The sequence below is a fragment of the Frankia sp. CcCS3 genome, from assembly GCF_977927575.1.
In genome coordinates this window covers 1-9,729 of the sequence record NZ_CDWRCL010000152.1, presented here as the reverse complement: position 1 = coordinate 9,729, position 9,729 = coordinate 1, and the positions used below count along the sequence as shown (strand labels likewise).

The window sequence follows — 9,729 nt, the reverse complement described above, 5'->3', positions numbered from 1 at the left end:
CTGGAGTACTAGGCCGATAAGCCGAGCGGCTGAGCCAAGCGGTTAAGCCGGGCGGCTAAGCGTCGGACAGGCGCCGCAGCACGTTGCGGTCCGTATGGGCGACCGGGTCGGACACCCGCTCGTGATCGATGGTGGTCGTGGAGGTGTAGGCGAAGCTCCCGTTATCGGTGACGGTGATGCTCACCTCGTAGCGGATGCTGTTCGCCGCGCGAGCCAGGTAGGGGTTGGACAGGATACCGTATGTGGGGGAGCCGGCCTGCGCCCGCAGGGTGAAGTCGGTCGCGTCCGGCGCCACGGCACCACCAGCGATCAGGACCGTACCGCGGGGCACCATGAAGCACCGCATGACGTGGCCGAGATCGGCGTCCCACAGCCAGTAGCCGATCTCAGTGTGGAACGCCTTCTCCTCGCCGGCCCGCCACGCGGCCATGTGGTAGTCGAGGCCGTAGAGACACTGCGGGCCGTTGTCCACGGGACCGAAGGGCTTGAAGGTGACCCTCTCGCGGTACGGGGTCTCGATAATCGAGCCCTCGGCGTTGCCGAAGGCAACGTCCACCCCCTGGTTGCCCTCCCACTCACCGGCCAGGGCCGCCAACGGACCGAACTCCGGGCCGGCTTTTCCCGTCTCCCCAGTCTTTCCCGTCTTTTCCGTCAAGGCGAACCCTCCTTGGGCGAGGAACCATCTATAGCCGGAACAAGCCCGGAACATCTCGACATTACTGTCAAATTCTTGCAAGCCGCTGTTGCGCGACTCTCAAGACGCGCAAGACGGCACATTCACCGTGCTCACGGATCCGCCATCAAGATCGAATATTTCACTGGTCTCATGGGGCACGGCGTCACTTTGGTGAGCACGGCGCCGCTTTGGAGTCGAAATGAAATAACTTGCGCGTTTCGAACCCTCCACAGGCCTGTGACCTGCGATGATGCTCTCGATCACGTATTTGTTACTTCATTACGTCCCCTTTGGTGATCACGGCGCCGCTTCAGTTTTGCGTGGTGGTGTTGCGGGGGTGGGCGGCTTCGTGTTCGTAGGTCTGCCAGCGCCCGAGGATGTCGCGTTGGGCGAGTGCCGCGAGCTCGTCGGCTTCGTCGGGGTTGACGGTGTTGAGGAGGGTGAACCGGGACTCGGTGGCGGCGAACTCGCTGAAGGGGATGGACGGTGCCCGCGAGTCGAGGGAGAACGGCCTTTCCGCTCGGGGGTCGACCCGGTAGAGCGGCCAGTATCCCGATTTCACCGCGGCTTTCTGGTGGGCCATGCCGTCGGTCATGGTGATGCCGTGGGCGATGCAGTGGCTGTAGGCGACAATGAGGGACGGGCCGTGCCAGCTGGCCGCCTCGTTGAAGGCTTTCACCGTGTGCTGGTCGTTGGCGCCGAGGGCGACCTGCGCGACGTACACGTCGCCGTAGGCGGCGGCGAGCAGCCCGAGGTCTTTCTTGCGGGTCCGTTTGCCGCCGCCGGCGAACTTCGCGACCGCGGCGCGCGGCGTCGACTTCGACGCCTGCCCACCGGTGTTGGAGTACACCTCGGTATCGAGGACGAGCACGTTGACGTCGCGCCCCGACGCGAGCACGTGGTCGAGGCCGCCGAAGCCGATGTCGTACGCCCACCCGTCCCCACCGATGATCCACACGCTTTTGTCGACGAGGTCGTCGAGAACAGCGTCGAGGGTGGTGTCGTGGTCGACGGTGGCCAGCCGTCGGCGTAGTTCGGCCACCCGCTGGCGTTGGTCGAGGATGCCGGCCTCGGTCGACTGGTCGGCGGTGAGCAGCGCCTCGACGAGCGTGCCGCCGACCGTCGCGGTCTGTGCGCGCAGCAGCCGGCGGGCCTCGCGGGCCCGGGTGTCGAGCGCGAGGCGTAGCCCGAGCCCGAACTCGGCGTTGTCCTCGAACAGCGAGTTCGCCCAGGCCGGGCCGCGGCCGTCGGTGCCCGCCGACCAGGGTGTGGTCGGCAGGTTGCCGCCGTAGATGGACGAGCATCCCGTGGCGTTCGCGACGATGATGCGGTCACCGAACAGCTGCGTGAGCAGTTTGAGGTAGGGCGACTCCCCGCAGCCGGCGCAGGCGCCGGAGAACTCGAACAGCGGCTCCCGTAGCTGCGAGCCGCGGACCGTGTCCGGTGGGGCGAGCGCCGGTGGGACCGCCGGCAGCGTTTCGCGGAACGCCCATCCGGCGCGTTCCTCCTCGAAGCGGGGTGCGGCGTCGACCATGTCCAGGGCGCGATGGCCCTCGATCTCCCGGCTCTTCGCCGGGCACGCCTCGACGCAGATGCCGCAGCCGGTGCAGTCGTCCGGTGCCACCTGCACCGCGAGCCGGAACGCCGCGAGGGTGCGGTCCTTCGGCTTTTTGTGCCGGAACGACGCTGGCGCGCCGGCGAGCTGCGCCGGCTCGAACAACGTCATCCGGATGGCGGCGTGCGGGCAGGAGATCGCGCACTTGCCGCAGTCGATGCACAGGTCCGCATCCCACACCGGAAGCTCGCGGGTCAGGCCGCGTTTCTCGTACCGGGCCGTCCCGACGGGGAAGGTGCCGTCAGCCGGTAGTGCGCTGACGGGAAGCAGGTTCCCCTCCCCCGCCATGATCCGCGCCGTCACCTGCCGGACGAACGCGGGCGCCTCGCCGAGCAGCTGCCGGCGCGCCTGCCCCGTGACCACACGAGCCTGCAGGTCGACCTCGTGCAGGGCGTCGAGCGCGGCATCGATGGCGGCGAAGTTACGCTGCAGCACGGCGTCACCGCGTTTGCCGCGGGCGGCGCGGACCCCGTCCTTGACCGCCGCGATCGCCTCGTCGCGGTCCAGCAGACCGGACAGCGCCAGGAAACAGGTCTGCAGCACCGGGCTTACGATCCCGGGCATGCCGGCCTGCTTCGCCACCCGGTCGGCGTTGACGACGAACAGGCGCGCACCCCGGTCAAGCAGGTGCCGCTGCGCGTCGGCCGGCAGATAGTCCCACACCTTCTCCGGCGCATGCGGGCTGTTGAGCAGCACGGTGGCACCCGGCGCGGCCACGGCGAGCACGTCCACCCGTTCCAGCAGCGAGGACTGATGACAGCCCACGTACTGGGCGTTCTGGATAAGCCACGGGGAGTCGACCGGTCGTGGCGACAGCCGCAGATGCGAGACCGTCATCGACCCCGACTTCTTGGAGTCGAACACAAAGTACGCCTGCGCGTGCAGCGGCGTGCGAGCGGCGACGATACCGGCCGTCGCCCGCGTGGCACCCACGGTGCCGTCGCTACCGAGCCCGTAGAACACCGCCCGCAGCACGTCATCCGGCTCCGGGACACGGTCGTCGTCCACCTCGAGCGACAGGTCCGTGACGTCGTCGCGGATACCCACCGTCACCTCCCGACGCGGCGCCGCGCCGGCCAGCTCGTCGAACACCGCCGCCGCCATCGCCGGGGTGAACTCCTTCGACGCCAACCCGTAACGGACACCGATCACCCGCGGCATCCGCTCGGGCCGTTCCGCGAACGCGGCGACGACGTCCAGCCGCAACGGCTCACCCGACGCGCCCGGCTCCTTCGTCCGGTCCAGGACCGCGACCGACCGCACCGTCGAGGGCAGGCACGCGAGCAACGCCCGGCCGTCGAAGGGACGGAACAAGCGGACCTGGACGAACCCGACCCGCTCGCCTCGCTCGACCAGCCGGGTGACCGCCTCCCGCACCGCCGACCGACCCGACCCCATGACGACCACGACCCGCTCGGCCTCGGGATGACCCTGATACTCGAACAGGCGGTAGGCCCGGCCCGTCGCCGCGGCCAGCCGGTCCATCACCCCCTGCACAATCCCGGGAACCGCGGCGTAGAACGTGTTCGACGCCTCCCGGGCCTGGAAGAACGTGTCGGGATCCTGGGTGGTGCCCCGGATCACCGGGCGGTCGGGGGACAACGCCCGGCGGCGATGGGCATCGATATGCTCGGCCGCCAGCAGACCACCTAGCGTGCCGTCGTCGAGCAACGCCACCTCGTTCAACTCGTGCGACGTGCGGAAACCGTCGAAGAAGTGCAGGAACGGCACCCGCGACTCGAGCGTTGCCGCCTGCGCCACCGCGGCCAGGTCATGCGCCTCCTGCGGCGACGCCGAACACAGCATGGCGAAACCGGTTGACCTCGCCGCCATCACGTCGCTGTGATCACCAAAGATCGACAGTGCGTGCGTGGCCACGGTCCGGGCCGCGACGTGGAGAACCATCGGCGTGAGCTCACCGGCGATCTTGAACATGTTGGGCAGCATCAGCAGGAGACCCTGCGAGGCGGTGAACGTCGTCGACAGCGCACCCGCCTGCAACGCCCCATGCACCGCGCCGGCGGCACCACCCTCGCTCTGCAGCTGGACGACCTCGGGCACCGCACCCCACAGGTTCGGGCGGCCCTTCGCCGCCCACGCATCGGCCAGCTCCCCCATAGCCGACGCCGGGGTGATCGGATAGATCGCGATCACCTCGCTCGCCCGGTAGGCCACCAACGCGGCGGCCTCGTTCCCATCGATCGTCTTCTGACCCATGCATCCCAGACTCAGGCGTCCGGAGACGGATCGAGGGGGGACTTCCTTCCCGTCCCCGAAGGCGGAAGTCACCAGTATCCGACTCCCGGCCACGTGACCGATCCAGAAACAGCCGTAGTCTGCTGGTGAACCGGACGCGGAAGCTTGAGGGTCCGGCCGAGGAGGCACGACGTCCCTCCGCCGCCGGGCGGAGCGCGCGACCGGGAGCGAGGATGCGGTGAAGGTCGTGGCGATCGCCAGCTACAAGGGCGGGGTAGGCAAGACCACGCTCACCGCAAACATCGGCGCCGCGATCGCCCGGCTGGGGAGACGGGTACTGATGATCGACCTGGACCCGCAGGCGAACCTGACCTTCTCCTTTTACCGGCCCGAGACCTGGCGGACGGACCTCGCCGACCACCGGAGAACCGTCAAGGCGTGGTTCGAGTCGTGGCGGCCGGAGACCACCCCACCGCCCCTCGCGGGGTACGTGACCACGCCGTCGATCGTCAACGCCGCCGTCGCCGCGGGCGGCAGCACGCTGGACCTGCTCGCGTCGCACCTCTCGCTCGGCGACATCGAGATGGACCTCACCGCCAGGCTGGGCGGGGCGCGGGCCCACCGGTCCACCAGGTACTACTTCGACGTCTACCAGCGGCTGGCCACCGGGCTGGCGTCCTTCTCCACGTACGACTACGACCTTGTGCTCATCGACTGCCCGCCGAACTTCGGAGTCATCACCCGGGCCGCGATCGCCGCCTGCGACCACCTGCTCATCCCGGCCCGGCCGGACAACCTGTCGACGCTGGGCATCGAACATCTGATGAGCAGACTGGGCCGGTTCGTCTGGGAGTACAACAGGGTCGCGGAGTTGCAGTCCGGGATGCATCCGGCCGTGAAACGACTCGAACCGCGGGTGCTCGGTGTTGTTCTCATGATGGTCCAGTACTACGGCGGTCGGCCGACCAGCTTCCTGCGGCCCTACATCCACCAGGCATCGAGTCTCGGACTTCCAGTGTTCGAGTCGATGCTCCGCGTAAGTAACCGGAGCTTCGCCGGAGCAGCTGGAACCCAACTGCCGGCGGTGCTGTCCGCAGATCTCCCGCCCGAGGTGGCCCGGGAGCTGATCAGCCTGGTCGAGGAGTTCCTCCGGCGGGTCGGGGCGGCCAGCCGCGGGGCGGGTCCGTTACGTAGGCCCGTCGCGTAGGCGAGATCCAGAGGCCCCGGCGCCCAGCCAGTCATGATCGACATTCTCCGAGACACACCTCGAGTAGTGATCCTGCCGCTTCTCGTTCTCGTCGAAGCGGGGCAGAACTCGCAAGTCGGGACTTGATCGTCTGGTGGTCGGGGGTAGCGACAACCACCCCCTTGGAGCGTGTAACATCGCAGTCGTTCGCGGGTGAGACATCCGCGACCACCTGTCCGGGTGGCGGAATGGCAGACGCGCTAGCTTGAGGTGCTAGTGCCCTTTAACGGGCGTGGGGGTTCAAGTCCCCCCTCGGACACTCTCGTTTGTACATGATTGCTTGAGGCTGGGCTTCGGCGATCACTCGGTGGGCTCCCGGCTCGTAGATCAGCTGGAGCCCGAGCTGGGTGTAGATCTCGGCCTTGTCGGCTGGGTCGGCCTCAGCGAGGACCGTGACGATGTCGCCCATGACGGTGACGATGTCGCTGATCTCCTGTTCAGTCATGCGCTGACGGTCGGTGGTGGTCCGGAGGCGGGCCTGGGCGGCGGCGCGTTCGGTGTTGGCTTTGGCGGTCCAGCGGGCGACGAGGGCGGGGTCGGTGCCGGCTTCGAGGGCGAGCCGGTATCGCTCCAGCTTGGCGTCGCAGTCGGCGACGGCCTTCCGTGCTTGGGCGAGGTTGGCGTCACGGCCGATGTCGGTGTCGTCGTCCTGGGCGGCGGTCAGGGCGGCGATGGTCACAGGGAGCCGGGGCGGGGTGAAGGCGCGGGCGAGCCAGCGGTCGAGGTGGGGGACGATGAGTTCCTCGCGGACGTAGACGCTGCGGGGGTGGTGGACGTGGTTGGCGAGGGCGTACTGGTCGGGGTAGACGCAGCGGTAGTGGGGTTTGCCGTTGTTCCAGCTGCCCTGCATCCGCCGCTGGCAGATCCCGCAGCGCATCCGCCCACGGAGCTGGTAGGGGTGCCGGGTGCGTTTGGGCTCGCGCGGCCCGCTCGGATCACGCTTGCGGGCGGCGTAGCGGGCTTTGACCTGGGCGAAGGTGTCGTCGTCGACCAGCGGCGGATGGACGATCGCGGCGGAGTAGATCCAGGTGTCGGGGTTGTTCCACCGCATTCGGGTCTCGTAGCCGAGGGCGACGTCCTCGGCGTCGAGAAGGACCTCGTCCTTGCGCTGGCGGTTCCAGACCTGACGGCCGGTGTAGCGGGGGTTGGTCAGGATGGCACGCAGCGCCGGTTTGAACCAGGCGATACCGGTCCTATGCGGGTTGCGTGCCGGATCATGCGCTGACGGGCTGGGGATGCCGTCGGCGGTGAGTCCCTCGGCGATCGCGTACAGCCCGCGGCCTGCGGCGTACTCGGAGAAGATCCTGGCCACGATGGGGCTGGTGACCGGGTCGGGTTCCAGGACGTGGAGGCGTTTGCCGTCGGCGGCCTTGGCCGGGTTGGGGTGGGGGCCGGCGTCGGCGATGCGGTAGCCGTAGGGCGGCCGGCCGCCGAGGTAGCGGCCTTCGGTCTTGGCCTGGGCTGCCATCGCGGTCCGTACCCGGATCTTGATGCGGTTCCGTTCTCCCTTCGACATGCCCCCGAACACTGACATGATCAGGTCGTGGGCTTCCGAGGTCGGGTCGATCGGCCCGCCGACCTCGGGCACCCACAGCGCGACGCGATAGTGGGTGAACAGCGGGAAGATCAGGCTGAACTGGTTGCCGTAGAACGCCCGATGCGGCTCGCCGATGACAACCGCATCGAAACCCCGATCGGGGTTCCGGAGGGCGTCGAGTAGCAGGCTGGCCTGTGGACGGCGCTTCCAGGGCAGGGACCGGGAGTGCCCGACGTCAAAGTACTCGGCGACGATCTCCCCGTGCTTCTCCGTCAGGGCTCGTGCGCGGGCGATCTGCCAGTTGCGGGAGGCCTCTGGATCCTGCTGGTCTTCGGTGGAGACCCTGCCGCAGAACGCGAGTCTGATCATGGGGGCGGTCCTTTGTGGTGAGGCGACGCGGATGAGTCTGAGGTGGGCGGATCTTTCCGCGGCATGTTCGCTTCGGTCCCGGGTGTTCGGCCGGAACGGGTGGATTGTGCTGCCAGCAGGATACGTAGCAGTGCCCGTGCCGCCGAGGGGGTGAGGGTCGGCGGCCCGTCCGGGAGGAGTATGAGAAAGACCTCGTCGCTTTGGGTGTCTTGATAGTAACGTCCAGCTCCATGGGGATGCTTATCCGCCTGCCGTCCATTCAGCGCGGGTCCAGGACCGTCGGGGGACGTTTTATGGTCGACCGAGCCCTCCGCATCATCCGGGGAGCAGCTTGCGTCTTGTCCTGGCCTGGTCATCGGCACGGCTTTGGCGCAGCGAAGGGGAGGGTGGGCCCAGGGTGGAGAAAGGGTGGTGTTCTGCGCGGGGTCCGAGGTGCGGCACCCCAACGGGGCAGGTAGATCGGCATCTGGGAACAGCCTGTGACGATGGGCAGGTGGGTCATGGGAGAAGGCTGGGTTCTGATGTCCCGGCCACCTTCCCGAAACTCTTCCCTGCTACGAATACCTGCCTGGTAACCCGCCGGGGACACACGGTCCGCGAGGCTCGCATAGCCCCGGTAGTCAGCCGGTAAGAAAAATCGTCGAACCTGCCACGCTCACGCCTTTGGCCATTTTATATTAAAACTCGATCTCGAAGGATTTAATTTCGGGAAGTGCCAGTTGAATCGGTGTCGGTATGTTGAGTTTCCCGAGAGTGAGCGGCATTCACTGGCACGATCTTCCCGTAACCGGGAATCGCGCCGTCAACGCACCCCACCTCGTATCGCTCGTCCGCGCCGGAGCACGCTTTGAACGCGGTCAGCTCATCGAACGCCCGGAGGCCTGCGCAGCAGGACCTCTGCCAGGCAGGACACAACCTTCGCCGGGAAGACAAACCCCAAGATGATCAACAGTCGGATGTCACTGCCGACGCAACAGCTGGTCACGCGCTACTTCGAGATGTGGAACGACGGAGACCCGGCGGTCGAGCACCTGGTCGTACGACAGACGCCACGTCTCTCCAGGGATGAAGACGTGAGGGATCGTTAGCGACTGCTTGTTGACCCGCAGCACCGTGTGCCAGCCGAACGACGAACGCACACGATCACCCTGTTGGAAGTCGGTTGGCCGCCAGACCTTCACGCCTGCGGCTTCCTGCTCGGCGACATTCCGCTTCCAGTAGTCGATCTCGGCGGCGCGTTGGGCGGCGTCCGCCTCGATGCCGGCCTTCCACACCGGGTCGGGTGGTACGCCGCCCTGGGCGACGCGGAGGGTCGCCTTCTCCAACGCCCGCTCCGCGGCACGCTGGTCGGCTTCCAACGTGCGGATGCGGCGCAGGGTGCGGGGAACGTTCTCCCGGTGCTGCTGGAACCGGGCCGCCGTCTCGGCCCGGTTCGCGTGGTAGCCAGCCTTGCCGGCTTCCTCGACCGAGGCGCGTTCGTGGCCGTCGGCGCGGGCCAGGTCCCGGCGGTGCCGGCCCTCCGAGTGGTGGCCGACCAGGATGGGCTGCCCTGGCGGGATGTGATCGCGGATGCCGCGGGCCGCCTTCCACCGGGCCTCGGCGCGGGCCGCCGCGCGACCGGCGGCATCGGCGTGGTAGTCGGCGCGATCCTCGGCCCGCTGGTTGCGGGCCGCTTCGAGCGCCGCGATGTCGGTGACTGGCGTCTCGTCGATCGCGATCTCGATTGGGTACCCGGCGGCGCGCAGCGCGTCGGCCAACTCGTTGATCCGGTAGGTGTCCGCGCCCCGTCCCCGGCTGTTTCGCCAAAACCAGGCTCCGCCGTCGCCGATGTGGCTCGACCAGCGGACCCGGTGCTTTGTGAAGATTGGTGACAGTGTCGGGTAGTCCGCTCGGCTGGCGCCTTCGACCAACGTCCCGGCTTCCCGGGTATGCCGGATCATGATCGTCCCGCGCTGGGTATTCTCCGGGGAGTTCCGCGTGTTTTCCATGCTTCCTCCGTGCGGGTTTCCTCTTTTCGGGGCTGTTTTTCGCTCTGGGGTTTGCGGTCGGGAGATGCGCCGGGCTTGTCCCGGAAGGAGGCAGCTGAAAGG

At 67.8% G+C, this 9,729-nt stretch carries 5 protein-coding genes and 1 tRNA gene; 2 read left to right on the top strand and 4 right to left on the bottom strand.

From position 1 onward, the window contains the following. Positions 1–55: 55 nt before the first annotated feature. Both AC08OQ_RS13590 and nifJ read right to left on the bottom strand, forming a co-directional pair. Positions 56–655, bottom strand: coding sequence for a heme-binding beta-barrel domain-containing protein (locus AC08OQ_RS13590; protein WP_476602040.1), 600 nt, complete (start codon positions 653–655; stop codon positions 56–58). A 331-nt stretch (positions 656–986) separates the two neighbouring features. Next, positions 987–4,508, bottom strand: a complete 3,522-nt coding sequence (gene nifJ / locus AC08OQ_RS13585) for a pyruvate:ferredoxin (flavodoxin) oxidoreductase (RefSeq protein ID WP_476605394.1) — start codon at positions 4,506–4,508, stop codon at positions 987–989. Positions 4,509–4,725: 217 nt separating this feature from the next. On the opposite strand from nifJ, the gene AC08OQ_RS13580 reads away from it, so the two are divergent. Beyond that, positions 4,726–5,694 carry a ParA family protein gene (locus tag AC08OQ_RS13580; RefSeq protein ID WP_476605393.1) on the top strand — a complete coding sequence of 323 codons (969 nt, stop codon included), beginning with the start codon at positions 4,726–4,728 and terminating at the stop codon, positions 5,692–5,694. Between the two features lie 213 nt (positions 5,695–5,907). Further along, a tRNA-Leu gene (locus AC08OQ_RS13575) sits at positions 5,908–5,992 on the top strand. On the opposite strand, the gene AC08OQ_RS13570 is transcribed toward AC08OQ_RS13575, so the two are convergent. Both AC08OQ_RS13570 and AC08OQ_RS13565 read right to left on the bottom strand, forming a co-directional pair. Next, positions 5,957–7,639, bottom strand: a complete 1,683-nt coding sequence (locus AC08OQ_RS13570; RefSeq protein ID WP_476602181.1) for a recombinase family protein — start codon at positions 7,637–7,639, stop codon at positions 5,957–5,959. The genes AC08OQ_RS13575 and AC08OQ_RS13570 overlap by 36 nt on opposite strands. Before the next feature lie 959 nt (positions 7,640–8,598). Continuing rightward, complete coding sequence (locus AC08OQ_RS13565) at positions 8,599–9,627, bottom strand: DUF3560 domain-containing protein (protein ID WP_476612092.1); 1,029 nt, start codon at positions 9,625–9,627, stop codon at positions 8,599–8,601. Positions 9,628–9,729 lie beyond the last annotated feature (102 nt).